The sequence below is a fragment of the Microbulbifer sp. TB1203 genome (assembly GCF_030997045.1).
Taxonomy (GTDB): domain Bacteria; phylum Pseudomonadota; class Gammaproteobacteria; order Pseudomonadales; family Cellvibrionaceae; genus Microbulbifer.
Genome location: NZ_CP116899.1, coordinates 108,682 through 133,964, shown reverse-complemented (window position 1 = coordinate 133,964; position 25,283 = coordinate 108,682). Strand labels below are relative to the sequence as shown.

Sequence of the window (25,283 nt, the reverse complement as noted above, 5' to 3'; positions counted from 1 at the left end):
CGGTAGCGGCCCATGGCCGCGATCTGTATCGTTTACGGGCCGCACCTACACTTCAGGCATAGCCCTCTGCCCCGTTTCCCGTACAATTGCGTCAGATCCTGCAACCACCCTAGGAGCCACCTATGCGGAATAACAATAATCGCGCTCTCCGCCACCTGATATACCTGATTTGCAGCTTACTGCTGCTCCCTCCGCTGAATACCGCTGCGGACGCAGCTGCGGAAAAACCCCGCATTCTGGTGTTTTCCAAAACCAGTGGCTGGCGCCACGAGTCCATTATCGACGGCAAAAAGGCGCTGCTGGAACTCGGGCAGAAAGAAGGCTTTGGGGTGGACATATCGGAAAACGCCGGGCTCTTCACTGAAAACACATTGAGCAGCTACGACGCGGTAGTGTTTTTGAGCACCACCGGCAGTATATTTAATAGCGCCCAGCGCAAGGCTTTCGAAAACTATATCCGCTCCGGCGGCGGCTTTGTGGGAATTCATTCCGCCACCGATACCGAGTATGAATGGCCCTGGTACAACAAGCTGGTAGGAGCCTATTTTGCCGGCCACCCGGAACAACAGGAGGCGGAAAAGGTGGTGTTGGATTTCGGACACCCGTCCACCCATTTTTTAAAGGCGGAGCTGGACGGCAACCGCTGGCGCCGTTTCGACGAGTGGTACAACTTCAAGTCCATCAATCCGGATATCGAAGTGCTGATGAATCTGGATGAAAAAACCTACGAGGGCGGCGAGAACGGCGAAAACCACCCCATCGCCTGGTACCACCAGTACGACGGCGGCCGCGCCTTTTATACCGCGGGCGGGCACACCAGCGAGAGTTATCAAGACCCCCTGTTTGTGCGGCATATTCTCGGCGGCATTCGCTACGCGATTGGAGAACCCGGCGACGCCGTCAGCGAAAACTGAGGTAAAACTGCTGCGCCGTGCGCCCGCTGTGGTTGGCGCGCAGCATGGCGAACTGTTTGGCGGCGGTGTGCAGTTGTTCCCGATCGCCTTGGTAGTCGGCGAAATACTGGTCGACCATTTGGAGGTAGGTGGGCCAGTCGGCGGGATAGAAACTGAGCCAGAGGCCGAAGCGGTCGGCCAGGGAGAGGGTTTCCTCCACACTGTCGCCGTAGTGCAGTTCGGTACCCACTATCCGGGTCTGCTCGTTGTCCCGCACATCTTCCGGCAGTAAATGCCGACGGTTGGAGGTGGCGTAAAGCAGGACATTTTCCGGGGGCAGTTCCAGGGAGCCGGCGAGCACGGTCTTCAGGCCCTTGTAGCGGGAATCCCCCTGCTCAAAGGAAAGGTCGTCGCAGAAAAGGATAAATTTGTAGTCCCGCGCGGAATCCGTATCCAGCAGGTCGACGATTTCCGGCAGGTCGTCCAGGTCCGGCAGATTCACCTCCACAAAGCGCAGATCGGCGTTACCGAATTCATTGAGCAGCGCCTTGACCAGGCTGGATTTACCGGTGCCACGCGCACCCCACAGCAATGTGTGGTTGGCGGGTTCGCCGCGGAGGAATTTTTCGGTATTTTCCAGCAGCTGCTGCCTCTGGTGGTCGATACCTACCAGCTGTTCCAGGCGTATGGGGTCCAGGCGGCGCACCGGTTTCAGGCGGGCGTGTCTGGCGCGCCAGATGGCGGCGGGGGTGTTCTTCCAGTCCAGTGTTTGCATAGTTTGTGGGGGTTTTGTCCTCTACTTGTAGGAGCGGCGGGGCGGCCCTCCGTCCTACAGGGTAGAAATGCGGTAAAAATCAGCAACCACCCGCAGAGCGGGTGGTATGATGAAAGCCCCCAGAGGGGGCTATGTTACAGCCCCGTCAGTCTCATCTGCTCCTGACGGCGCTCTTCACTTTCTTGATTCTTGATGTACTCTCGAATCATCTGCTCATCTAAGCCAACCGTGCTAACACAGTAGCCTCTGGCCCAGAAATGCCTACCGGTAAAATTTCTCTTCACCTGCAAGTACTCACGAAATATTCGAATCGCCGACTTGCCCTTCAGAAGCCCTACCGTATGAGCCACGCTGAACTTCGGAGGGATCATTAACAACATGTGGATGTGGTCCCTCATTGCATAACCCTCAACTAGCTCAACTCCCGCTTGGCGGCAAAGATCACGGAATATGGCTCCGATCTCTCTGCGTAAAGTCCCAAATATCGCCTTTTTTCGGTACTTCGGGACAAATACTACGTGATACCTGCAATAATGCTTGACGTGAGCTTGGCTCTGCCAATCTCTCATATGGCCTCCTAATAGAACTTGCCGGTTCATGGGAGGCCATATTCTCTACCCTGCACGACTGAACGGCAGAGCCCTGTCAAGTCTCACCGCCAGAGGCGGTGGTTTACCTATGTGTTAATTATTTCTTGTCCGGGGTCTTTTTACCGCCTTCCTTCACCACCCGCAACATCGACTCGTCGGAGCGGGAAATCAGGCCGTGACTCTCTTCGGCGACACAAGTTGCATACATGCGACATCTGTCGTACATTAATCCCATCAGTCACAAGGCAGGCCCTCATGAATCAGCAACCCTCAGCCTCGGAGCTGGCCATTCTCAAGGCCCTCTGGCAACAGTCACCTCTCAGCGCCCGCGAGATCCACCAGCAGGTTGAAGAGCAACTGGGCTGGTCCTATTCCTCCACCCGCAAGACCTTGGACCGCATGCAGGACAAGGGCTTGTTGCAGGCCTTCGAAGTGCATGGGCTCAAGGTGTTCGAGGCCAGGGCGGACAAGGTCAAGACTCTGGCCGCCTATGCCCGGGATTTCGCCGAGCGGGTGCTGGAGATCAAGGGGCCGGTGCCGGCCTCCTTCTTTGCCGGTAGCGAGCTGCTCAGCGAAGCCGAGTTGAAGGAACTGGAAGCGCTGCTTGCCACTGGAGGAAAAAAGGGGGGCGAAGATGACTGAATGGCTTGCCCAGTTGGCCCTATCCAGCCTGGTCTCCTTGGCCATCGGTGCCGCGATGCTGGGTATGCTGGTGCCGCTGGCCCGTCGCCTGGACTGGCTGGACGGCTGGCGCGAGCCCTGGCTGGCCGCGGCGGTGCTGACCTTCGCCAGCTTCTGCCTGGGTTTCCTGCCCGCCGTGGAAAAGGCGCCGGCCATCGAACTCAGCCTGTCGGCGTTGGCGGCGTCGACCCAGGCTGGCCCCGATGTCGCCGAACTCACAGCGGATATGGATGGCGCGGCATTCTCCTGGCAGTGGATGCTGCCGGGCTGGGGGCTGATCTGGGCCCTGGGCGCTGTCATCGGCCTGGGTCGCCTGCTGTTGGGCCAATGGCGGCTGACCGGGCTGGTCGGGCGGGGCAAGTCCCTGCCGGCAGAGGGCGAGCTGGCCCGGCACCTCGGGGTAGTGGATGCACCGAAGGGACTGAGGCTGGTGCTGGTGGAAGAGCGGATCTCCCCCTTTGCCACGGCCCTGCCAAGACCGACCCTGGTGCTCAGCCAGTGGGCGCTCGACAAACTGTCCCTCGAGCAGATCCGCCTGGTTCTGCGCCACGAACTGGAGCACCTGGCGCGGCGCGACCCCCTTGCGGTGCTGGGCCTGCAATGGATGGCGGCACTGCTGTGGTTCAACTGGCCGCTGAAGGCGCTGGCGAAACGGGCGGTGGACGCCCTGGAACAGGGCTGTGACGAAGAGGTACTCAGAAAAGAAAACCCGAAACGGCGAAGGGCCTACGCAGAGGCAATGCTGAAGACCCTTCGCCAAACCGCGACAGCTCACGCCAATGATCCTGTCGCGGCCTTCTCAACGCAAAACAAGAGGAGCTTTACCTTGAGAATCCATCACATTCTGAACGGCAAACAGAGCGCCCGCAAGGGCTCAAATACCGCACTGTGGTCGCTGACCCTGGCCGGCGGCGTGCTAATGCTGGGGATGCAGCCCCAGCTGGCCCAGGCCGACAAGGTCGCGGAAGCCTTTATCAACCCGCTACCTGAGGCCAAGGTCACCTCCGGCTTCGGCATGAGGCCCTGGCCCATCGAGGACGCGGAGCACAAGAAGAAGCGCCTGCACAAGGGCATCGACCTGGGCGCGCCCAGGGGCACCCGGGTACGGGTACCGGGGGCCGGAGTGGTCATCTTCTCCGGCGCCAAGGGAGCCAGTGGCGAGGTGGTGATCATCGACCACGGGCAGGGTGTCGAAACCCTCTATGCCCATCTGGACAAGCGCCTGGTGAACAAGGGCGACAGGGTCGAGCAGGGCCAGATCCTCGGCCTGGTGGGCAGTACCGGCAAGGCCACTGGCCCACACCTGCACTGGGAGTTGCGCCGGGACGGTGAGGTGGTGGATCCGGCCAGCCAGGTGCAGGTGCTGGCGAAGCAGTAGAGGAGACCGAGGCGCCCCTGTTCTGTTCGACGCACAGGGTTCCCTCTGTAGGAGCGGTGGGGCGGCCATCCGCCCCACCGCTCCTACAGGGGGGGATTGACCTACTTGTTGGAAACGCTTTTCTTCCGCGACTTCTCCCTGCCGCCCTCCCCGTCTTCTTTCACCACCCGCAACATGGGCTCGTCGGAGCGGTAGATCAGGCCGTGAATCTCGGTGGCGGTCTGGCCCTGCAGCAGTTGCTGAAGGAACTGCACTATCTGCGCAGAGATCTCCTGGCCGGGGACCAGTACCGGGATGCCCGGGGGATAGGGCACGATTTCATCAGCGCTGGTGCGGCCGATCAGGTTTTTCGTGGCCGTCACCCCGTTGTCCATCAGTGGCAGTTCCTCGGTGTCGGCGAAGTAGGCATCCGCCGGCAGGCAGGTGAGGCGGGTGAATTCCGGCAGGCGACGCGCTGTGCCGGCCTGGGGGCGTTTGCGGGGGTGGCGCGCCAGTTGCTTGAAGGCATGGATCAGCCGCAGCAGTTTGCTCTCGGTACTGCCCAGGGTCACCAGGACGCTCACGGTGTTGTAGGTGGTCTTTTCCACCTGGATGCCGTACTGGTCGAACAGTTTGATCTGCATCTCCTTGCCGGAATAGCCGCTCGCGGAGATATCGATGGTGACTTTGGTGGGGTCCAGGCGGATGTTGTCCCCGGCCAGCGGCTCGGGGATCAGGTCCTCGCGGGTGAGCGCGCGGAAGACACCGGTGGCGTCCACTTCCCGGCGCAGGGTCTCCACCATCTGCAGGCAGCGCTTCAGGCAGGCGTAGCCCTCCATGGCCATCTGTTTGCGCGCCACATCGAGGCTGGCGATCATCGCGTACTGCGGGCTGGTGGAGGCGTGCATATTGAGGTTTTCACGGAAGCGGAACTCGTCGAAGTCCGGGTCCTGCACGTGAATCATGCTGGCCTGGGAAAAGGCCGAGAGCATCTTGTGGGTGCTCTGGGTCACGTAGTCGGCGCCGCACTCCAGGGCGGTGGGGCGCAGTTCCGGATGGAAGTAACCGTGGGCGTACCAGGCCTCGTCCACCAGCACCTTGACGCCGCGCTCGTGGGCGTAGTCGATAATCGGCTTGAGATCATAACGCAGGCCGTCGTAGGTGCAGGAAGTGATCACCAGCAGGCGCGCGTCGCCGTGCTCGTCCAGGGCCTGCTCGATATCGGCGCGCTTCACCGGACCGTAGATACCGAATTCCGGGTGCAGGACCGATTTTAGGTACACCGGCTCACAGCGGTTCAGCACAATGGCGTGGTGCACCGACTTGTGACAGGCCTGGTCGACGATGATCTTGCCACCGCCGCCGAGGATCTGCTGGATCACCACCTTGTTGGCGGTGGAGGTGCCGTTGGTGAGAAAGAAGGTGTGGCGCGCGCCGAAGGTCTGTGCCGCCAGATCCTGGGCCTCCTGGATGACCGAGTGGGGCTCCAGCAGGCTGTCGAGCACCTGTACCGACACCGACAGGTCGGTGTTGAACACATGCTCGCCCATAAAGCGGTAGAAATCCCCCACCCAGGGGCTGTTGCGCAGGCTGTCGCCGCCGGAGTGGCCGGGGGTGTGCCAGGCGTCGCGGGCGGAAAACACGTATTCCTTCAGGGTGTCGGCGAAGGGGGTGGAGGCGCGGCGGGCGATAAACGCCTGCACCAGGCGGAACATCTGGTTGAAATTGCCCTCGCGGCGGTCGAAGAGTTCATCGAAACGCTGACGCACGGAGACGGAAATGGTGCAGCCCTGGGCGTCTGCAGAGGAACCCTGGGCCACCAGGAAGACGTTCAACTGGGCCCGCAGGCCGTGCAGCCGGTCCACCAGTTCCTCCGCGGCGGCCAACTGGTCGGGGGTGCTGCCACCATCCACGATCAGCGCCTGCAGGTTGTCCTCTTCGCGCAACAGTTTTTCCACCGCACCAGCTCCGGTGGCCTCGAAATACAGGCCGTAGGGGTTTTCGTGCTGCGCGGCGGTGGCATTGAGGGCATCGACCCAGTCACCGGCGAGCTTCCGGTCAGCGCTTACCAGGGCCACACGGCACTCCAGTGGCTGGCGGCGCTCACTCAGGTTGCCCAGATCAGGCATTGTCAGTTCCAAACCCATAATTCTTATCCATCAGCATAGCCCGGATATTCCCCGGAACTGCCGTCTAATCAATTTAACTCTTTGATTTTATTTGGTTTTTAAGATTCACGGCACGGACAAACCCATGCACCGCGGGCGCAAAGCCAGGGGGCAAATACTAAAGGAGCCGGGCGGGGAATGCCTCAGGCGGATAGTATTTAGCGATATTTGCCAAATGGCAGGGTGAAAACCAAATCCGCTGTCGCCGAAGGCGGTTAAATTAGAACTTTGCGCTTCTCACCCGGCCGTCGAACCGAAGGCATTCTTCGACGCGCTGACGCTGTACCGGCGACAGTGCCGACAGCGGGAAGTAGCGCAGTTCCGAGTGCTCGTCGGACAGTGCGACTGCGCCTTCGTCGCTGAAGTGGGCGCGAAAGATAAACACATGGGAGTTGTAGACCCGGTGGTAGTAGATACCGCTCAGGTAGTCGATGCGCACCGCGCGACCCAGCTCCTCGCGGCACTCGCGCAGCAGCGCCTCGTGGATTGTCTCACCGGGGTCCAGCGCGCCGCCCGGCAGGCCCCAGTTCTTGTCCGCGTAAGTGGCGCGCAATTGCAGCACTTCACCCAGTTCGTTGGTGATCACGGCGTGGGCGCTTAGTCGATAGGTGTCTTCGAAGCTCATGGGTTCTGCACTTTGTGTCACCAGAGCTCAGGGCCTGGAACGGGCCTGCGGCCCGGCCCTCTCCCCCAGCCCTCTCCCGCAAGCGGGAGAGGGGAGCTGTTCTCTCGGGCACTCCTCATTCATTATTCCGCATTGATGAGGCGCATCCCTGTGCCTCACCCGCTTCGCGGGCATTTGTCCGCATTCCGCATTCCGCATTCCGCATTCCGCATTCCGCATTCCGCATTCAGTTAGAACCCCTGCGCCAGCTCTATACCGACCCCCAGCGTCTGCACCGTTTCATCGTAGTCGATCAGGCTTTCACCGTAACCATTGAAGTATTTCACGTAGCCGCGCACCCGGTTGCCGATGGGGAAACCCCAGTTCAGCTCCACAGCGCCGCGATTATCGGAGCGCAGGTTGTTGCGCAGCATCATGGTCACACTGTGGGTGGGGCCTCGGTATCCGCCCCTCAGCTCGAAGTGCCCCAGGTAGGCTTCGATATCCGGGTTGTCGTCCTCCTCCGGATCCTCGGGAATGCGGTACCAGGGTTTGAAGGAGAGGAAATAGCTGTCCCGCTCGAAGATAAAATGGGCGTAGATGCGGTTCCAGCTGCGCGAGAAATCGCCGCTGCGGCCGTTGGACTGGTGGTTGACCGCCAGCTGGTTGGCCACATTGCGGAACCCCAGCAACTGCCAGTCGTTGAGCCAGGTCATGATCAGTTCCGGCTCGTGGTTGGTTTCGCGAAACGGCGACGAGTCGTCGGAGTTATAGGCCTGCCAGAAGCTGCGATTGGTGTAGGCCAGGCTCATAAACGATGCCTGGCCGAGAAAACCGCGCCACACCGGCACCTGTACCGAGAGTTGGAACTGGATTTCCACCGGGTCCAGTTGAATGGTTTCGCCCTCCGCTTCCCGGCCCTCCAGCCCGGCGCGGTCGGGCGAGGGATTGTACACCGCCGGCAGCAGGTAATTGGGTTTGTGGGAGGCGAGGGTAAAGGGGTTGTTGGCGGCATCGCGAATCGCCTGGGCGCGCTCGCTGACGCTGGGCTCACCGGCGGGAAGCGCCTGTTCCGGCTCCGGCTCGCTCACCGTGGCGAATATCGGCCGCGGCTCGCGCTCCGATGGATCCCGCCGCGCCTCCTCTGAACAAAAGAGGCGCATTTCCTCCAGGGTAGTGTCGGCGGGAGCCACCAGCAATTGTTCGCTCAGGCATACTTCCTCGCGCTCCTGCGGGGTCAGCGCCTCTTCCTCTTCTTCCGCTGCGCCCTGGGGCTCCGGTTCCTGCGCCCAGGCGAAGCACGCGATAGAGATCCATAAAACAACGCTGTGAAATAGCTGGCGGCGCGACAAAACACCCTCTCCCTGTAGGCCGGTTGCGCCGCAAGCTTACACTGAGAAAAGAGAAATTGCTGCGTTGGAGTCGGTGCCCTTGTAGGAGCGGGCCATGCCCGCGATCTGAGCCCGATCGCGGGCATGGGCGAATGGCCGCCCCCCCCGCTCCTACAGAGAGGTGTAGGCCGATGACCGATCGTACCAGGATAAATCCGACGACTGTTAAGCCGCGATCCCGGCCAACTGCGGCGACCACTCCAGGTCCCGCAGGCGAACCTGCCACAAGCGGCCGGTGCTGCTGGGCCAGTCGTAGCCCACCAGCAGGCCGCGGCCGTCCACATAGCAGTGAGCGTCGCGCTCCGCTTCGTCGCCGTGGTAGACGTAACCGCTCACTTCCGTACCCAGTTCCTGGGCGCCCTGGGTGGCGGCATCGCCTGCCATGGGTCTGGCACTCCGGTGGCTGACCCGCGGCGCCAGCAGTTTGCCCCGCTGCGAGGGATCGACAATATCCGGCATGACCACTTCGCAGCCTTCCCGGAATTGCCGCAGTTTCAACAGCAGCGGCCCCATAAAGATCCGCATCAGGGGGAACAGCAAGCGCCCCCGACCTTCCAACTGCGTCTCCTGGGGCCCGTTGGGGCCTGTCCAGTGCGCCTCTATGGGGTCGCCCATTTCCGGCGCCGCCTTCTCGGCAGTGAGTAATCGGTAGTGGGCCCTCACTTCATCCACCTGATCGCGCCAGTGGATACGGCACTCGCTCACCAGGCCCGCGCTCAACAGCGCCCGCACCTCGATCCCGAAGCCCTGTTCACCCACCAGCCGCCGGCTTACCAGCAGGCGCCGACCCAGCCTGTCGTGTCCCAGTTGCCAACTGTCCTGGACCGGCATCTCGCGTCCATCGCAGCTGTATTGGTAGCGTCCCTGCGCCAACGTTTCGCTCAATTTCATGGCGAACCTCCTTGATTAACTCGCGCAGCAAGTTGCAGTACGCGGAGACAATCGCTGCACCAAGTATTGCACAGGAGAGGGCTTTACGCCGGGGTAGGAAGCGGTTGATTATCAGTGGTTAGTGACCCTAGTCACCATCCCAGGGACGCAGGCCGGCGGCCTCCCATTCCCAGGTCACGGAGGCGAAAGAGCGGCGCTTGCGCGGGCGCGCCTTGGCCGGCTCCGGCGTGCCCACCGAGAGCGCGCCCACCACACTGTCCTTATCCGCCAGGCCCAGCTGGCGCCACACCAGCGGATGCTGTTCCACCGTGTGCCAGATGGCCCCATAGCCCAGGGCGTGAATCGCCAACAACATCTGCTGGCAGGCGGCAGCGGCGGACATCTGCTGCTCCAGAACCGGTATCCGGTGGCCAGAAACCACTTCGGCGCAGACAAAAATCATCATCGGCGTATCGGCAATTTCCTCGACGAAAGCCCGCAGGTCCGCGTCGCTGAGATCGCGGCCGGAGTAGATTTCCCGCACCACTTCGGAGAGCTCGCCCATCCCCCGCCCACGCACCACGACAAAACGCCAGGGCTTGAGATTACCGTGGTCCGGCGCCGACATGGCCGCCTGCAAAATGATTTCCAGTTCGTCTTCCCCTGGCACCGGGTGGCGCAGCAGGCTGCGCACATAGGAACGCCGGGTAAGCAATGCCTCAATGGCATCCATGGCCGGTCGCCCCCGGCCCTTTTCGATCGATGACATAACTTCCCTTCAATAGCTTTATTTTTACCGCGCCTCCGACACGCGGTCGTGTGAAACTTCCGTTTGCAGTTCGCCGGCAGCAACCCAGGATACAAGCTTCCCGCTGTCCAGCTTGTAGACCCGGTCCGCCAGGTGGAAGTAGCGGTCGTCGTGGGTGATGGCGATCACCGTCTTTCCGGCCGCTTTCAGTTCCGGCAGCAGCTCGCGATAAAACACCTCGCGAAACGCCGGGTCCTGGTCCGCCGCCCACTCGTCCAGCAGCAGCACGGGGCGGTCCTCCATATACAGCAGCAGCAGCGCCAACCGCTTGCGCTGCCCCTGGGACAAGGCGGTGGTGGACAGGCGCCCCGCCTGCACGCGGACCTTGCCATCCAGCGCCAGACGCTCCAAGTAGTGCTCCACTCGCGCATCCACATCGCTATCCCGCCCCCGCTCGTCCAGCACATCGGCAAACAGATAGAAATCGGGAAAGATGGTGGCGAAATAGGCCCGGTGGTCCGGGGCGCTGAACTCGTCCAGGGGCACGCCGTTAAGGGCCACACTGCCCTCGCCGGGCAGGTAGAGGCCGGTGAGCAGCTTGCCCAGGGTGGACTTGCCGCTGCCGTTGCCGCCCACCAGGAAGATGAGTTCGCCGCGGCGAATGCGCAGGTCCAGGGGCCCCAGGTGAAAGCCCGGCTCTCCGCCCACGCCCGGATAGCGGTAGCCGGCCCCTTCCAGTGCCAGTTCCCGGAAAGGGGGCAGCGGCTCGCTGCTGTCGGGGCCGGAGTAATCCTCCGCCCGCCCCAGCTCCAGGCGGTCGATCGCCCCCAGGGCGACGCGGCCGCGGATCACCGCGGGCACCGCATCCAGGATGGTGGCGATGGGCGTGCGCAGGAACATGGTCGCCAGCACATATCCCACCAGCACCTCCCGGGTCACCAGACCCAAGGCGGTACCGGCGAAGAATACCGCCCCCAGCAGCAGGAATATCAGCGCCGTGGTCCAGTTGAGGTTCACCGCCCAGAGCGCCTCGGCGCGGGTGGCGGCGCGCATCGCCTCTTCCGCTGCCGGCTGCAGCCGCTGCAGGAACAGGTGGCGCCGCCGCGGCCGGCTCAGCCCCAGTTCGTTGCGCCCCTCAACGGCGGCCTCGAACTGCTGGAACAGGGTGTCGTCCAGTTGCCGCACCCGGCGCATCAGGCGCTTGACCCGCCCGCCGAGCAGCACATCGCCCCAAATCGCGAGGGCAATCACCACCTGGGTGACCAGGAACAGGACCAGGTCCAGCCACGCCAGGTAGGCCATGCCCGCGATCAGCAGCAGGCCGTTGTAGACGGCGATGGGCAACTGCTTGAAGGCGGCGGCGACCACGGTGATATCCCGGGTGAGGGCGTTGTAGACCCGGGGTGCGCCCAGGGATTCGAGCCGCTCCAGCGGGGTGCCCAGCACCCGCGCCACCAGTTGCAGGCGCAGCCGGTACACCAGCCCCTGGCCCAGGCGCACCAGCAGCACCTGGGCGCAGACGCCGCAGGCAAACACCAGTGCCACCAGGCTCCCAAACAGCCCCAGCGCCGCGCCGGTGTCGGCCATGCCGCTCTCCAGGGTGTGGTTGATCCAGGCGATCAGCCCGATACCCGCCGCCGCGCTCAGGGCGCTGGCCAGTATTGCGAGCAGGAGTTGCCAGCGCGCGGGGTGCAGTAATGTCGTTATCGATTGCATATTCCTTGTCCCTTCTGCCGGCGTCCCGGCCCCTCTCCCCCAACCCCTCTCCCGCAAGCGGGAGAGGGGAGCTATTCTTTCGAGCCCTGGTAGGATGGGCAAAGGAGCGTAGCGACGTGCCCATCGCCCGGGGCCCTGATGGGCACGCTACGCTTTGCCCATCCTACGAAACCGGCGACCGGCTTTCCGCCAGCCGTTCCAGCAACTGGCGGTGGAGTTCCGCCGAGGCCGGGATGGAGAAGTGGTCCGTCTCCAGGACCCCGCCCCACACCGGCCGGCGGCTGTAGGGCTGCCAGGCCGCGGGATCGCAGGGTCCCTCCCGGCAGGTCCACACCCACAGGGGTACGTCCACCCGCGGCAGCGGCGCAGCATACATCAATTTCTTGAACGCCCAGCGGGCCGCCACCCGCTCGCGAATCCAGTCCGCCGGCACGCCACCTCCAAGGGCCTCGAGTAAATCGGGCCGGGACAGTGCCAACTCCGCGCCGGCGGCGTAGTCGCAGCCGGCGATCTGCCCGGCCAGCGACCGGCGGCAGCCAGCCGGCAGCGCTATGCCCCGGGTCTCGCAGTAGTGATCCAGGTCCGCCAACAGTTGCCCCGCCTCGTCGCCGGCCCCCTGCAGGGTGTTGCCGGGGTCGTAGTCGAGCAGCGCCAGCCCCTGCACCCGAAACCCTCTCGCCTGGAGTTTTCCGCTCAGCAGCAGCGCGAGGCGCGCCGCCAGGCTCCAGCCCACCAGCACCAGCGGGATATCCCGCAGGGTATCCGGTATCGCCGCTGTATGGCCCTCCAGCAGCCGCTCCAGGCAGTCGGGATCGCTCTCGTCCGGGACCGCGCTGCCCGCTGCCAGACCGTAGAGGCTCACCCGACCGCGCAGCGCGTCGATCAGTGGGCGCAGGGGCAGCAGGTGGCCGGAGACGGCGTGCAGCACTACCACCACCGGGCCCTCGGGCACCTCGCCGTAGCATTGCCAACGCCGCGGCTCCGGGTCGCCGGCAATAGTCGCGGCCAGCGCGCGCACCGTTTGCGCGTCGAACAGCAGTGTGGTCGGCAGCGCCCGCCGCAGCCGCTCGCGCAGGCGCGCCACCACCTTGATCGCGGCCAGGGAATGGCCGCCGATATCGAAGAAATTGTCGGTGACGCCGATATCCTCCCGGCCCAGCAGTTCCCGCCAGACCGCCAGTATCGTCCGCTCCAGCTCTCCCTCCGGGGGAATCGGGGTGCGGCTGCCGGCCCGCCGCACCAACCCCGCCAGGGCTCCGCGGTCGATTTTGCCGTTCTCCCCCAGGGGCAGTGTGTCCACCGGCAGGATACGCGCCGGCACCATATAGTCCGGCAGCTGCCGCGCCAGGGCGGAGCGCAGCCGTTCGGCGAGGCCGTCGTCCGGCGCCGCCGCCAACAGCGCCACCAGTTGCGCGCGGTCGCCCTCCCCGTCCACCAGCGCCGCCACCCTGTCCGTTCCGGCGGCCGCGCGCAGGGCGCGCTCCACCTCTTCCAGCTCGAAGCGAAAGCCGCGCAGTTTAACCTGATTGTCCCGCCGGCCGAGGATGCGTATGGCGCCATCGGACTGCTGCAGCGCCAGGTCGCCGGTACGATACAGCCGCCCGTTGCCGAAGGGATTCGCGGTATAGGCCACGGCGGTGGCCTCGGGGTTGCCGAGGTAGCCGCGGGTGACTCCGGGGCCGCCGACGCAGAGTTCCCCCGCCTGCCCCCGCGGCACCGGCCGCCCGGCACCGTCCAGCAGGTGAATGCGGTTGCCGCCGATCGCCGAAGTGAGCGCAGTGTCGCCGCCGGCGGGATTTATCTCGGACCAGAGCACCCCGACGGTGGTCTCCGTGGGCCCGTAGTGGTTGAAGATACGGCAGGCGGGAGCGGTGTCCGCCAGCCGTCGCAACAGCGCCGCTCCCACCGGTTCGCCCCCCAGCACCAGCCGCTGGCGCGGCAGCAGAGCGGCGGCATCCTGCCCCTCGAGCAGCGCCTCCAGGTGCGAGGGCACTATCTTCAGCACGTCCAGGGGCCACTCCGCCTGGTAGGCGGCGAAGGCCCGGCCGTCGGTGGCCGCGGCCCTGTCCAGCAGGTGCAGGCAGCCGCCGCGGACCCAGGCGGGAAAGAGCACCGTATTGCCCAGGTCCGCCACCAGGGACGACACCAGGCCGTAGTGCCCGCCGGCGGGCAGCGCCAGGGCCTGAATCGCCGCCTCGCAGTAGTGATTCAACTGGGCATTCTCCACCTGCACCCCTTTGGGCCGGCCGCTGGAACCGGAGGTGTAGAGCACATAGGCGAGATGCTCAGGTAGCCGGGGCGCGGGGCGCAGCACCGCCGACTCCCCTTCGGCGGTGGGCCAGTCCAGTATTTCCCAGGGCCCCGCCGGGCAGTCGTCCTTATCTTCCGCCAGCAACACCGCCGGCTGTGCATCCTCGAGAATATTCTGCAGGCGCGCGGCCGGCTGTTGCGGGTCCAGCGGCAGGTAGGCGGCCCCCGCCTTGAGCGCCGCCAGCATGGCGATCACCGCTTCCGGCCCCCGCGGCAGGTATAGAGCCACAATCCGCTCCGGGCCGGCGCCGGCGGCCTGCAGGGCGGCGGCCACCCGGTCGCTGGTCCCGTCCAGTTCGCGGTAGCTGTATTCCCGCGAGCCGCAGCGCAGCGCCGCCCGCCGCGGATGGCCCGCGGCGGAGGCGCGGAAGCAATCGACGATATCCGCGGCGCGGCCCACCGGCTCGCGGGGCTCCAGTGCCGCGCTGCCCTCGTCGTCGAGCAAAATGTCCAGCTCCACCAGCGGCGCGTCCGGACGCTCCAGCGCCAGTTCCAGCAGCCGCAGCAGGCGCGCCAGCAACCGGCGCATCTGCCCTTCCCGGTAAAGCCCGGTATCGAACCACAGGGACAGCTGCCCGTCCCCGCTGTCGGTGCAGACCGCCTGCAACAGCAACTCGCAACCGCCATCGAGCGCATCGGCCTGCAGCGCCCGCCGGTGCGCCTGGCGGCGCCAGCGGAACCCCGCCTGGCGGCTGGGCCGCCACAGGGGTAGCAGTTCCGGGAGACTCGCGTATTCCTGCCAGTCAGCCAGTTCCGCCAATTGCGCCGACAGCTCCCGGACCAGGCCGCGCAGTGCAACCCGTTCGGGCAGTTGGCAGGCCAGTGGCAACAGCTGTTCGAAGAGCCCAAGGCTCCCGGCCAGTTCGCCGTAGTCCTCCCGGCAATCGTGGAAGTGGCCCAGTTGCAGGCCGTCGCGGCCGGTGAGCCGGCCCAGCAGCGCGGTCCAGACCGCGAGCAGCGGCACCGACCCGGCGCAATCCCACTCTCCAGCCAGGTCCGCAAGCCGCCGCTGCAATTCGGCGGGAAACGGACACTGTACCCACCCCGGTTCGCCGCCCGGGGAGCCATAGACCTCCGGCAGGCGTCCGCCGGACAGGCGGTCCAGGCCCTGGTTACGCCAGAATTGGGCACCCTCGCCGGTCTCGCCATCCTCCCGCTGCAGCTCGCGAATCCAGGACACATACTCCCGGTACTGCATCGGCGCCTCGCCGGCCTCCGTTGCGCCGCACGCGCAGGCGTCCAGCAGTTCATCCCGCAGCCGCAGCAGGCTGGGCTCGTCCACGGAAAGGGTTGGCAGCCCCAGCAGCAGGCGGCTGCCGCCTAGATGGTCGCGGTAGAGCCAGGCCACCAGATCGGGCCGGCTGTCGGCGGCGGCCGCCTCCGCCCGGCAGCGCCATACCTGGGGTTCCACACCCTCCTCCGCGCTGCCGGCGCACCAGTCCAAGCGCAGTTCCCCCGGTTCCAGCACCAGCTGGCGCAGTCCGCTCCAGCCCTCCGGCTGGCGGTAACGGGTGCGCAGGGCCTCGTGGCGGGCCATCAGTTGGCGCAGGGCCGGCTCCACCGAGGCGGCGTCCCCTCCCTGCCCCAGATCGAGCCAGGCCCAGCGCAGGGCCGGCGCCGAATCGGCGAGGGCTTTCTGTTGCGGCGAGAGGGGTTCGCCGCCGGTGTCGAGATTCACGATTGCACCTCCTCCTTGATTTTCCGCTCCCACGTTTCTTCCCCATCGGGCAGCGGCGCCTCCACCTCGTCGCGGCGGTAGAGGCCGCCCATGGCCACCGCGATGCGCCGCTCTCCCTCGAAGGGGTCCCGGGCGTGGGCCGCGAGCATATTGTCCAACATCACCACGTCTCCCCGGCGCCAGTCGAAGCGCACCGCGAAGCGCTCGTAGGCATCGCTGATCAGCGCGATCGCCTCCGGCTCCAGGGGTTCGCCGTCGCCGTAACAGACGTGCCGCGGCAGCCGCTCTTCGCCGCCGGCGGCGAGCAGTTCCCCGCGCACGTCGTCGTCCAGGAAAGCGGAGTGGTAGAGCTGGATCTGGTTAAAAAAACTCAGTTCGCCGGTAACCGGGTGGCGGATCACCGCCGGCCCCCGCTGGCGGGTGTGCAGGCTGTCCCCTTCTCCCCAGTGAAAGCGGATGCCGCCCTCGCGGCAGATGGTCTCCACGGCTTCCCGGCTGTCGGTTTTGAAGAAGTGCTGCCAGCTGACATCGATGCGCCCGTCGAAATTGCGGATATACAGCAGTTGTTTGCGCTGCAGCTTGTCCCGCAGCCAGCCGGGCAGCGCCTGGTACAGTTGGCGGCAGTCGACGATCGGGGTGGCGCCGCCCACCGCTGCCGGCAGCTCGCAATAGAACCACTGCCGCCGCGGCCAGCGGTGCTGGTGGGCGCTCTCGTTGTGGAACAGGATCATGCGGTCCGCGGGATAGGGGGTGGAGCGGTAGATCCGCTCCCCCACTTCCTTCTTGGGCAGGTCGCCGTACTGGCCGTAGAGCTCAGGGTAGAGGGCGCGGCAAAAGCGCTCGAAGTCCACCGCCGTTGGCAGGCGGAAGCCGCGGAACAGCAGGCCGCCGTGCTGCCCGAGCCACTGTTCCACCCGCTCCCGGTTGGCGGCGGCCCAGGCGGCCGGGTCCAGGTCAGGATCGCGATTCTCTACCAGTAGCGGGAAGGCCTGCCCCTCCCGCAGCGGGCGACTCTCCACCGGTGCCGCCGCCGGCGCCGCGGCGGCCGCGGGCCGGCGCCGGAGTTTGCCCAGCTTGGACAATTTGCGCTGCTTCTGCGCGGATGAAGCCATGCTCTCCTCACCTCCGGGGTGCAGATCGAATTCGCTCAGGGGAGTATCCGGCGCGGCCAGGGCCTGGCTCAGCAACCCGCAAAAGCGGTCGCGCAGGCGCTCGATGGTCTGGCGCCGGAACAGGCTGGGGCGGTAGACCCAGCGCATCTGCAGCGCCTCCTCCGTCTCGCTGGCGAAAAGCGCCATGTCGAATTTGGAGTGGTGTTGGGCGCCGGGCCGCGGGGTCACCTCGATACCCGGCAATTCCCGCCGCTGGCGGGGGGTGTTCTGCATTACCAGCAGCGCCTGCAATAGCGGGTGGGTGTTGCGCTGGCGCGGCAGGCCCACGGCCTCCACCACCCGATCGAAGGGCACCTGCTGGTGGGCGAAGGCGTCAAGGCACACCTGGCGCACCTCCTCCAGGTTACCGGCAAAACCGGCGTCCGGCCGCGGCTTCAACCGCAGCGCTATCAAGTTGACGAAGAAGCCGATCAGGGACTCGGTCTCCGCCGGTTCCCGGTTGGCCACGTCGGTGCCGATCACCAGGTCGCGACTGCGGGTCTCCCGGTAAAGCACCAGGCCTAGGGCCGCCAGCAGCAGCATAAACAGGGATACCTGCCGCTCGCGGGCGAAGTCCCGCAGGGCCCGCCACTCGGCGCCACCTAGTTGAAAGTCCACCCCGTCGCCGCGGCCGTCGTCCCGCTCCGGCCGCGGGAAGTCGAATGGCAGCGCCAGTTGCGGCGGCATACCGGCGAGGGTCCGGCTCCAGAAGGACAATCCCTCCCCGTACTGCGCCCGGCGCGCCTCCGACTGCTGCCAGGCGGCGTAGTCGACGTACTGCGCCGCCAGGGGCGGCAGTTCCTCGCCGCCGTAGCAGGCGATCACCTCGTCCAGCAGCAGCGCAGTGGACCAGGCGTCCGAGGCGATATGGTGCTGCACGAACTGGCACACGAAGTCCCTCTCCTCTCGCCGGTAGAGGCGCACCCGCAGCGGCGCCTCCCGCTCCAGGGCGAAGGGACGGCAGGCCTCTCCGCTCAACCGGCGCTCCAGCCCGGCCTCGCCCTCCCCGGCGGGCAGCTCGATTTCGGCGAAGTCCACCGGCAGGGCGTCGTGTATGCGCTGCACCGGTTCGCCGTCCGTTGGGTGGTAGGTGGTGCGCAGGATTTCGTGGCGGGCGCTTACCTGCTCCAGCGCATTGCGCAACGCGCTGTTGTCGACGGGCCCGCGCAGTTCCACAGCGAAGGCCATATTGAAGCTGGCGTCCGCCGGGTCCAGTTGCTGCATAAACCAGACGCGGCGCTGGGCATCGGACAGGGGCAGGTCCCCGCCTCGCCGCACCGGGGTGATTTCGGTCCGCACGGCGTCGGCCAGCGCCTCCGCCTGGCGGGCCAGTACAGGCCGCTCGAAAAAGGTCTTCAGGGGCAGCTCCAGCCCCCTGGCGCGCAAGCGGGAGCGGACCTGGGCGGCGCTGAGGGAGTGGCCGCCCAGGTGGAAGAAGTTGTCGTCCGCGCCCAGTTCAGCCACGCCCAGCACCTCGCGCCAGATCTCCGCGAGCAGTTGCTGGTCCGCGGTGAGCGGCCCCGCGGCGACGCGGCCTGTGATTTCGTCGCCCGTCTCCGGCAGCGCGGCCCGGTCCACCTTGCCGTTGCTGTTCAGGGGCAGGGTCTCCAGCGTCTGGTAACGGGCGGGCAGCATGCACTCGGGCAGGTGGATCGCCAGATGCGCGCGCAGGGTCCCGGCGTCGACGTGGCAACCGTCGCGGTTCACCCAGTAGGCGGCCAGTTCGCCGGACCGCAGCGCCACCGCCGCCTGGCGCACTGCCGGGTGCCGCCGCAGGGCGATCTCTATCTCCCCCAGTTCCACCCGGAAGCCGCGCACCTTGACCTGGCTGTCGGTGCGCCCCAGGTACTCCAGGCGGCCGTCCGGCAGCCAGCGGGCGCGATCGCCGGTGCGGTAGAGGCGGCCGCCGTCGCCGGCGAAGGGGTCCGGCAGGAAGCGCTCCGCGGTCAGCCCCGGGCAGCCGGCATAGCCCCGGGCCAGACCGAGACCGGCGATATACAGTTCGCCCGCCACACCCGGCGGCACCGGATTGAGCTGGGCGTCCAGCACATGGCAGCGGTTGTTGAGCAGCGGGCGTCCGATGGGCACCGCAGTCTTCTGTTTTTCCGTCACCGGGCAGCAGGTGGACCAGACGGTGGTCTCGGTGGGGCCGTAGACGTTGAACGCCGCCCGCGCGGCCCGGGCCAGGCGTGTGGCCATATCCGCCGGCAGCGCCTCGCCGCCGGCGAGGGCGACCACACCGGAAAGAGCTTCCACGCTCTCTTCCAGCAGCAGGCTCCAGGTGGCCGGCGTGGCCTGCACCAGTTGCACGTCCCGCGCGCGGATCAGCGCCAGCAGCGCAGCGGGGTCGCGGCGCTGGTGGTCGTCGGCGATCACCGCGGTGCCGCCGCGGGCCAGGGGCAGGCAGAATTCCAGACCGGCGATATCGAAGGTGATGGTGGTGAGCGCCAGGAAGCGCTCCACTCCCTCCAGTGGCAGCGCCCGCTCCATCGCCAGCAGGAAGTTGGCGAAATTGCCGCGGGAGATCTGTACGCCTTTGGGGCGACCGGTGGAGCCGGAGGTGTAGAGGGTGTAGGCGAGATGATGGGGTTCGGCGGGGCGCGGATCGCGGCCATGGGCGTATGGCCGCCCCGCGGATGGCCGCCCCACGGATGGCCGCCCCACCGCTCCTACAGGGGGGAGTTGGGCCTCCAGTTCGGACCAGGTGATAGTGGGAATAGCCAGACGGGGATCGCGGCCAGCGGCCGCTCCCGGCCGGACCGCTCCCGGCCGGACCGCTCCTACAAGGGCCCTCTCCCCCGGCCCCTCTCCCGCTTGCGGGAGAGGGGAGAACTGGTCCGCACACAGAAGCAACGCCGGAGTTGCCTGCTCCAATATGTATCCATTTCGCTCCGCCGGATGCGCCGGATCGATTGGCAGGTAGGCGGCGCCGGCTTTCTGGATGCCCAGCAGGCAGATTGCCAAACGCTCGTCCCGCGGCAGGCAGAAAGCCACCAGCGCTTCGGGGGCGACGCCCCGGGCCAGCAGCCAGTGAGCCAGTTGATCGGCGCGCTCCACCAGTTCGCCATAGCTCAGCCGGCGCTCCCCGCTGATCACCGCGGTGCGCTGCGGATGGCGGCGGGCGGCGGCGTCGAAGCGGACCACGAAGTCCTCGATTTCGCTCTGCGGCGTCGCCTCTCCCGCCGCTGGCTGGGTCGCGGACGGCAGCTCTAGGGTGGCCAGGGGCGACGCGGTGGCCGCGGCGAGGCGTCCGAGGAGTTCGATATAGTCCTCCGCCATCCGCGCCACCGTCTCCTCTCGGAACAGGGCGGTGGGGTATTCCAGCAACAGCGCGGTGCTCCCTTCACCCTGCTCCCCGCGCTGTTCGAAGAGATTGAAGGCCAGGTCGAACTTGGCGCTGACCCGCTCCGGCGCCAGCGGCTCCACCGTGAGCCCGGGCAGTTGGATGCGCCGCTCGCCGCGGTGGTCCACCTGGTAGTTGAAGGCCACCTGAAACAGGGGCTGCCGGGAGAGATCCCGCTCCACTTCCAGGGATTCCACCAACTGCTCGAAAGGCAGCCCCTGGTGTTCCAGGTCCTCGCGGTGCCGCTGTCCCACTTCCCGCAGGTAATCGCCCAGGAGCTGGCCGGGGCACAACCGGCAGCGGTGCACCAGGGTGTTGAGAAACGGCCCCACCAGGTCCTGGCTGCGGGGGTCGTCCCGCCCCGCCACCGGTACCCCGACAGTGAAATCCGCCTGGCCGCTATAGCGCCACAGCAGCAGCTGGCAGGCCACCAGGCAGACGGTGAAGGGGGACACCCCCAGGCTTCGCGCCAGGGCGTCCACTTCCCGCACCCGCTCCGGCGGCAGAGTTCTTTCCAGCCGTCGGCCCGCGGCCTCCCAGCGCGCCGGCCGGGGCTTGTCCAGGGGCAGGGACAGGTCGAAGCGGGTGCCGTCGAGCCGCGCCCGCCAGTAGTCCAGCAGCGATCCGGCTCCCCGCTCATCCAGGGCTCGGTACTGCCGTACCGCCAGGTCGAGGAATTCCAGTTCCCGACCGGGGAAATCGGCCTCCCGACCCTCGGCGGCGGCACGGTAGGCCTCGGCGAAGTCCCCCACCAGCAAACCCATGGACCAGCCGTCCACGGCGATATGATGGACGTTCACCAGCAACCGGTAGTCGTTTTCGACCGGCTGGAACAGGTCCACCGCCAGCAGCGGGCCCCGCTCCAGGTCGAAGGGCCGGGCTGCGGCCCGGCCCGCCGCCTCGCACCAATCCGCCTTCTCCGCGGAGTGGTCGCGGAAGGAGAACTGAGCCTGCTCCGCCACCCGCTGCCACACCTGGCCGCCCTCCTCGAAGAAGCGACAGCGCAGGGACTCGTGGCGGTCCACCAGTTGCCCGAAGGCTCGGCGCAGGGCCTGTGTATCCAGGGCGCCGCGAATCGCCAGCAGTTGGCAGACGTTGTAGGCGGCGCTCTCCGGCTCCAGTTGCTGCAAGAACCAGAGGCGCCGCTGGGTGGGGGACAGGGGTTGGGGCTGCTCTCGATCGACGCGGGTAACGCGGGTAATAGAAGAGGCAGAGGCGGGCCTGCTACCGGGGGCATTTTGCGGGACACGGGCTAGGCGCCCCCCCGGTGAATCCATCCCTGGAGGCTTGTCCGCGAGGTCCCTCTCGCAGACAGTCCCGCAAAATGCCCCCGGCATCAGGCCCTTCGCATCGAGTTCATCGCTCGACTCAACCGGACGCAGCACCGCAACCAGCGCCCGCGGCGTCGGGTGTGCCTGCAGCAGCCGCGGGGTCAGCTCTATATCCAGTTCGCGGGCGCGGGCGACCAGTTGCAGGCTGAGGATGGAGTCGCCGCCGGCTTTGTAGAAATCGTCGTCCGCACCCAGGTCGGGGCGACCCAGCAGTTCGCGGAACAGGTCGCGCAGCTGGCGAATATGGGTATTTCCGGCCAGCTCCGCGTCCTCGGCCATGGCCCGCAGGCGGCCGTCGGCGGCCACCTGGCGCGGGGTCAGGGACAGTCCGGCGCGGGCCGCCAGGGCGATCAGGCGCAGGCTGAGGATGGAGTCGCCGCCGAGCAGGAAGAAGTCGTCGTCCGGGCCCAGCCGCTCCACCGGCAGCAACTGGCGCCAGATATCCGCCAGTTGCGCCTCGGTTTGGCTCAGCGGACGCTCTTCCCTGTTCTCCCGGGGCTGGCCTATCCCGGGCAGGGGCAGCGCGCTCCGATCCAGCTTGCCGTTGACGTTCAGGGGCAGGCGCTCCAGCGGTATCCAATGGGCGGGTACGAGATAGTCGGGCAGTTGGTCGCGCATGCGCGCCCGAAGCGCCTCCAGGTCGAAACCCTTCTCTTCCGTCTGCAGGTAGGCCACCAGTTGGCGGCCGCGCTCCAGCGCCGGAGCCAGCACTGCGGCGGCAGCCACTTCCGGCTGTTCACCCAGCCAGCGCGCCGCCTCCCCGGGCTCCACCCGGTAGCCGCGGATCTTGACCTGGTCGTCCAGGCGCCCCAGGAATTCCAGTCCGCCGCGGGCGTTGACGCGCACCCGGTCGCCGGTGCGATAGCTGCGTCCGCCGTCCGTCGCCGGCGGGAAGGCGGCGGCGGTCAGCTCCGGCTGCCGCCAGTAGCCCAGCGCCAGCTGCGGACCCTGGATAACAAGTTCACCGGCCGCGCCCCGCGGTACCGGGTTGCCGTCGCCGTCCAGTACCAGCAGGCGGCAGCCGGGCAACGGGGTGCCCAGCGGAAGGTAGGGTCCGGCGCTCTGCGCGGCCGGATCGACCGGCTGGCAGCAGACTCCCACCGTGGCCTCGGATGGGCCGTAGTGATTGACTATGCGCAACTGCGGCGCCAGGGCGCGCAACTGCTTTACCAACGCCGACTCCAGGCCCTCGCCGCCGAGTACCAGGGTGTCCCGGGGCAGCAGTCGCCGGGGCTCGGCTACCGCCAGAAGACCCTTTAAATGAGAGGGGGCGATCTTGAGGCAGTCCAGGGGCTCGCGGGCCAGGTAGTCCGCCAGCGCCGGCGGGTCGAAGGCCCAATCCGGGTCCGGCAGCACCAGGGTGCCCCCGCTGCACAAGGCGCTGACCACAGCGGTCAGGCCCAGATCCGCGGCCACCGTGGCCAGGGTGCCCCAACGGGCGCCCGCGGGCAGTTGCAGCCGCTCGGAGATGGCGGCGGCATAGTGGGCGAGTCCGCCGTGGCTTGCCAGCACCCCTTTAGGACGGCCGGTGGAGCCGGAGGTGTAGAGCAGGTAGGCGGGGGCTTCGGCGCGGCTGCGGCTCTCCTCCTCTTCGGACCCGCCTTCGGGCCAGTGGTCCAGGACCATCACCGGGCAGTGGTCTGCCAATTGATCGGACTTCTCGTAGGATGGGCACAAATCGGCAGGATTGCCGATTTGGACGCCGAAGGCGCCCGCGAAGCGGGCGAGCGCCAGGGATGGCGCGAGTCCAAGCGCAGCGTGCCCAGCGGCTTTGATGGGCACGTCGCTGCGCTCCTTTGCCCATCCTACGGGAACAGCATCCGAAGTGGATAGGATCAGGGCGCAGTCGCTGTCCTCCAGCAGTTGCCCCAGGCGCCCGGCCGGCTGCGCCGGGTCCAGGAACACCGCCGCCGCACCCAGGCGCCAGCAGGCCAGGGTGGCGGCGATCTGCACCGGGGTGCGCCGCAAGCACAGGGCCACGCGGTCGCCCTCCCCCACGCCTTCGCTTCGCATCCGCCGCGCCAGCGCGGCGGCCGCCCCGGCCAGTTCCCGGTAGCTATAGCGGCCGTGCGGGGACACCAGGGCACAGGCGTCCGGCTGCCGCCGGGCCAGTTCTTCCACCCGCCGGTCCAGCAGTTGCGGGGGCTCCGCGAGCGCGGGCGCGACGAGATCGCTGACGGCGTCGGTCCAGCGCAGTTGGGACAGGCGCAGCCCCGGGTTGCCGAGGACCTGTTCGAAGAGTTGCTGCAGGTGCGCGAGCATCTGCCCGGCGGTGCTGCGCTCGAATAGTTCGTCGCTGTACTCCAGGTCCAGGCGCAGGCACCCGTCCGCCAGTTCCACCAGGCGCAAGGTGAGATCGAAGCGGGCGTGCTGCTGCTCCGGCTCGACGATTTCCACTTCCGCGCCGGGCAGTTGGAAACTGCGGCTCTCCGGCAGGCTCAGTTGCACGAACATGGCCCGGAACAGGGGCTCGGTGTCGCCGCCAGCGGCACGGCCGATCAGGGCGGGCAACTGCTCGAAGGGGACATCCGGGTGGTCGAAGGCGGCCGCGGTAACCTCGCGGGTGCGCCTCAGGGATGCGCCGAATTCCGGATCGCCATCCAGGTCGTGGCGCAATACCAGGGTGTTGAGCAGCGGGCCGATCAGCGGTGCCAGTTCCGGGCGCCCGCGGTTGGCGATGGAAGTGCCCAGGCAGAGATCGCGGTCGCCGGAGTACCTGGCCAGCAGCCAGGCGAAGGCGGTCTGGCCGTAGATATACAGGGTGGCGCCGGCGTCCTTGGCGGCCCGGCGGATGCGCTCGCTCAGTATCGGGTCCAGCGGGCGGCTCAGGTTGCCGCCGCTGAAGCGCCGGTCGGCGACTGGGGGGCGCGGTCTGTCCAGGGGCAGGTTGAGAGCTTCCGGGGCATCGCTCAGGACCCCGCGCCAGTGCTCGCACTGGGACCGGTAATCGTCGCTCTCCATCCACTCCCGCTGCCAGAGGGCGTAGTCCCGGTACTGCACCGGCAACTCCTCCAGCCGGGGTGGTTCGCCGGCCAGCTCCGCCCGGTAGCACTCGGCCACCTCCCGGTTGAGCTGCTGGGCGGACCAGGCGTCGAAGGCGATATGGTGGATGGTGAAAAAGAGCCAATGGTCGCCATCGCCGGTGTCGAACAGGCGGATGCGCAGGGGCGGCTCCCCCTCCAGGTCGAAGCGCTGCGCCAGTTGCCGCCGGTATTCGGCCCGGCACCAAGCGGCGCTGTCGCCGTCCATCGACGCCGGTTGCGCCGCCAGCGCCGGCGCCCATTCGGGCAACACCTCCTGCCGGGCTTCGCCGTCACCGCCGGCGATATAGCGGGTGCGCAGTATCTCGTGGCGCCGGATTACCTGCGCGGCGGCGCGCTCCAGGGCGGCCAGATCCAGTTCACCGTGGAAGCGCAGCACCGAACAGAGGTTGTAGAGGGCGCGCCCGCTCAGTTCCTCGGCGGCCAGGAAGCGGCGCTGGGCCTGGGACAGCGGGTAGCGCGCCGGCTCCGCGGCGGGTTGCGCGGCGATGGGCAGCCGCCAGGCGTCTATGCCCTGGGCGGCCAGGCGGGCGCGGAACTCGCGCCGCTTCTCCGTCGGCAGGGCCGCCAGGCGGCGGGCGATATCCATTGGGTCGGGTTGCTTCATCTCTGTCTCTTAGCTAACAAACTTTTTAA

Annotated in this window: 13 protein-coding genes; 3 read left to right on the top strand and 10 right to left on the bottom strand. The window is 66.8% G+C overall.

Translation table 11 applies throughout. The annotated features are described in order from the left end of the window. Positions 1-122 precede the first annotated feature (122 nt). Positions 123-914, top strand: coding sequence for a ThuA domain-containing protein (locus tag PP263_RS00445; protein ID WP_308366420.1), 792 nt, complete (start codon positions 123-125; stop codon positions 912-914). On the opposite strand, the gene PP263_RS00440 is transcribed toward PP263_RS00445, so the two are convergent. Both PP263_RS00440 and tnpA read right to left on the bottom strand, forming a co-directional pair. Continuing rightward, positions 901-1,668 (bottom strand): ATP-binding protein, encoded by a 768-nt coding sequence (locus PP263_RS00440; protein WP_308366419.1) that lies wholly within the window; start codon positions 1,666-1,668, stop codon positions 901-903. The genes PP263_RS00445 and PP263_RS00440 overlap by 14 nt on opposite strands. Positions 1,669-1,802: 134 nt before the next feature. Then, complete coding sequence (tnpA, locus tag PP263_RS00435; protein WP_308365546.1) at positions 1,803-2,237, bottom strand: IS200/IS605 family transposase; 435 nt, start codon at positions 2,235-2,237, stop codon at positions 1,803-1,805. Between the two features lie 276 nt (positions 2,238-2,513). On the opposite strand from tnpA, the gene PP263_RS00430 reads away from it, so the two are divergent. Further along, the gene (locus PP263_RS00430) at positions 2,514-2,900 is read left to right on the top strand and encodes a BlaI/MecI/CopY family transcriptional regulator (RefSeq protein WP_308366418.1); all 387 of its coding nucleotides are present in this window, start codon (positions 2,514-2,516) and stop codon (positions 2,898-2,900) included. Next, on the top strand, positions 2,893-4,317 hold the full coding sequence (locus PP263_RS00425) for a M23/M56 family metallopeptidase (RefSeq protein ID WP_308366417.1): 1,425 nt from the start codon (positions 2,893-2,895) through the stop codon (positions 4,315-4,317). Before PP263_RS00430 ends, PP263_RS00425 begins: the two co-directional genes overlap by 8 nt. A 101-nt stretch (positions 4,318-4,418) precedes the next feature. Here PP263_RS00425 and PP263_RS00420 read toward each other — a convergent pair whose 3' ends face one another. The 8 genes from PP263_RS00420 to PP263_RS00385 form a co-directional block, all read right to left on the bottom strand. Continuing rightward, positions 4,419-6,425: an aminotransferase class V-fold PLP-dependent enzyme gene (locus PP263_RS00420; RefSeq protein WP_308366416.1), complete on the bottom strand. Its 2,007-nt coding sequence runs from the start codon at positions 6,423-6,425 to the stop codon at positions 4,419-4,421. 259 nt (positions 6,426-6,684) lie between these two features. Continuing rightward, positions 6,685-7,089: an NUDIX domain-containing protein gene (locus tag PP263_RS00415; RefSeq protein ID WP_308366415.1), complete on the bottom strand. Its 405-nt coding sequence runs from the start codon at positions 7,087-7,089 to the stop codon at positions 6,685-6,687. 230 nt (positions 7,090-7,319) lie between these two features. Further along, the gene (locus PP263_RS00410; protein ID WP_308366414.1) at positions 7,320-8,420 is read right to left on the bottom strand and encodes a phospholipase A; all 1,101 of its coding nucleotides are present in this window, start codon (positions 8,418-8,420) and stop codon (positions 7,320-7,322) included. 204 nt (positions 8,421-8,624) lie between these two features. After that, on the bottom strand, positions 8,625-9,350 hold the full coding sequence (locus PP263_RS00405; protein ID WP_308366413.1) for a hypothetical protein: 726 nt from the start codon (positions 9,348-9,350) through the stop codon (positions 8,625-8,627). Positions 9,351-9,477: 127 nt separating this feature from the next. After that, positions 9,478-10,098 (bottom strand): nitroreductase, encoded by a 621-nt coding sequence (locus PP263_RS00400; protein ID WP_308366412.1) that lies wholly within the window; start codon positions 10,096-10,098, stop codon positions 9,478-9,480. 24 nt (positions 10,099-10,122) lie between these two features. Beyond that, entirely contained in the window at positions 10,123-11,793 is a 1,671-nt protein-coding gene (locus PP263_RS00395; RefSeq protein WP_308366411.1) for a cyclic peptide export ABC transporter, read from the bottom strand. Between the two features lie 163 nt (positions 11,794-11,956). Then, a complete protein-coding gene (locus tag PP263_RS00390; RefSeq protein ID WP_308366410.1) occupies positions 11,957-15,781 on the bottom strand; it encodes an amino acid adenylation domain-containing protein in 3,825 nt (1,274 codons plus the stop codon). Beyond that, positions 15,778-25,254: a non-ribosomal peptide synthetase gene (locus tag PP263_RS00385; RefSeq protein ID WP_308366409.1), complete on the bottom strand. Its 9,477-nt coding sequence runs from the start codon at positions 25,252-25,254 to the stop codon at positions 15,778-15,780. Before PP263_RS00385 ends, PP263_RS00390 begins: the two co-directional genes overlap by 4 nt. Positions 25,255-25,283 lie beyond the last annotated feature (29 nt).

Bases quoted from the DNA above. Each gene is read 5' to 3' on its own strand.
- PP263_RS00445 (WP_308366420.1), top strand. From the start codon at position 123: ATGCGGAATAACAATAATCGCGCTCTCCGCCACCTGATATACCTGATT.
- PP263_RS00440 (WP_308366419.1), bottom strand. From the start codon at position 1,668: ATGCAAACACTGGACTGGAAGAACACCCCCGCCGCCATCTGGCGCGCC.
- tnpA (WP_308365546.1), bottom strand. From the start codon at position 2,237: ATGAGAGATTGGCAGAGCCAAGCTCACGTCAAGCATTATTGCAGGTAT.
- PP263_RS00430 (WP_308366418.1), top strand. From the start codon at position 2,514: ATGAATCAGCAACCCTCAGCCTCGGAGCTGGCCATTCTCAAGGCCCTC.
- PP263_RS00425 (WP_308366417.1), top strand. From the start codon at position 2,893: ATGACTGAATGGCTTGCCCAGTTGGCCCTATCCAGCCTGGTCTCCTTG.
- PP263_RS00420 (WP_308366416.1), bottom strand. From the start codon at position 6,425: ATGCCTGATCTGGGCAACCTGAGTGAGCGCCGCCAGCCACTGGAGTGC.
- PP263_RS00415 (WP_308366415.1), bottom strand. From the start codon at position 7,089: ATGAGCTTCGAAGACACCTATCGACTAAGCGCCCACGCCGTGATCACC.
- PP263_RS00405 (WP_308366413.1), bottom strand. From the start codon at position 9,350: ATGAAATTGAGCGAAACGTTGGCGCAGGGACGCTACCAATACAGCTGC.
- PP263_RS00400 (WP_308366412.1), bottom strand. From the start codon at position 10,098: ATGTCATCGATCGAAAAGGGCCGGGGGCGACCGGCCATGGATGCCATT.
- PP263_RS00395 (WP_308366411.1), bottom strand. From the start codon at position 11,793: ATGCAATCGATAACGACATTACTGCACCCCGCGCGCTGGCAACTCCTG.
- PP263_RS00385 (WP_308366409.1), bottom strand. From the start codon at position 25,254: ATGAAGCAACCCGACCCAATGGATATCGCCCGCCGCCTGGCGGCCCTG.